This window comes from Kosakonia arachidis, from assembly GCF_900116535.1.
GTDB lineage: Bacteria > Pseudomonadota > Gammaproteobacteria > Enterobacterales > Enterobacteriaceae > Kosakonia > Kosakonia arachidis.
Window position 1 is genome coordinate 1 of record NZ_FPAU01000021.1, and the last position, 1,393, is coordinate 1,393.

At 42.3% G+C, this 1,393-nt stretch carries 1 protein-coding gene; it reads right to left on the bottom strand.

Annotated elements, in window-relative coordinates; genetic code table 11:
- Positions 1-215: 215 nt before the first annotated feature.
- Positions 216-992, bottom strand: a complete 777-nt coding sequence (locus tag BM427_RS25100; protein ID WP_090127239.1) for a hypothetical protein — start codon at positions 990-992, stop codon at positions 216-218.
- Positions 993-1,393 lie beyond the last annotated feature (401 nt).

Consider the following 1,393-nt stretch of genomic DNA (forward strand, 5'->3'; position numbering starts at 1 on the left):
GAGTGTCGTCCACATTCGGCACTGAATTATCAGACGCCATCAGAGTTTGCAGCACGGTGGCGAAATGGAAAATGTGAAGGTAAACAAACCGACATTACTCACTGACGATTGTATCTAATACTGGGGGCAGGTCATTATTAACTAGAGCGTTTCATTATTTTTCTTCCACCCACGTTGCGGAAGACCCCGTTTTTTTACATCGGTGGCGACAAATATTACTCACACGTGAGTGTTGCAGTTAGGACAGATTTATGCTCGCCCGTTTTTGCATTATTTCCCACTTGAATCTCCAGAGGAATTGTTTTCTGCGACGCATCAGATACCCATATACCTTTCCCGCTATCCTGGCCTATATAAGAAGAATCCGACGGATGCACAATCAGATTTTCATCTCCCCCTAAATACAAATCCCCGGTTGATGTCAGGTCATTACCGCTCACCTTCACGGTGCCGCTTCCAGTTCCTGATTTAGTTATTGATAAAGACGATGTTGCCGTAGCGCCTTCATATACTTCACCGAACCCAACATCTTGAACAGATGCTGAACAGGTTTTTGCCACAGGCACAGTCACCCAATCACCAACCCAGACGCTTGCTTGACCTGTATCCCACGTGGCCAGATATTCTGTTTTGTCATTTTGACAGTTGTTTACTAAATTTAGATCAAGGGTAATTGGGTTTCCGGGAGCCCCCAGGGAGAACGTTTTGCCCCAGGCTGCGGATATCGATACGCCACTATAACTTATTGACCCACTAACGCTGATACAAGCTTCCGCAGCGACATCATTTACCGCGTTTCCATCAGCAGACGCTTTTAGATGAAGTACAAACTGAGTTTGGAGTACTGGTTGCGCTGAGGCTCTTTTGTAGAAAGATTTGCTTGAGCTACCAGCGGTAGCGTTCATATCCCCCGCCGCAAACGCCCCGTCTGTAGTACCAATAAAAAGCAATAACAACAAGGTGATCGTTTGGTGATGCCGTATATTTTTCATAATCGCTATTTTATTTTTTTAATGACCGGGTAAAGCAAACACATATAAGTTCAGCATCAGAAGGTGGAGTATCCTTCGTCATGGCTATGGTGCAAACTATATGATATTAGCTCTGTAAATCTGAATGCAGGTCATTATCTACGAAAAACATTGATCGTCAACATCGATCAATTCAGGCAAAAGAGATTAGCAAAACCTATCAATGCCATAAGAGTGGTTTGTTCATGCGTGTTCCGGGCACCCGATGGATTATAAAAAAATATATAATTCATAATGATAAGAAAATAACCAACAACAGAAAAAACTTTTATTTAATATGCAAACAGGAAACTTAAATAAACAAAAAAATAACACCTCATCTCTTTTTGTTTGTGATTTGTTTATGTTTATGTGGGGGGGGG

Coding starts and splice junctions, on each gene's coding strand:
- BM427_RS25100 (WP_090127239.1), bottom strand. CDS start 992: ATGAAAAATATACGGCATCACCAAACGATCACCTTGTTGTTATTGCTT.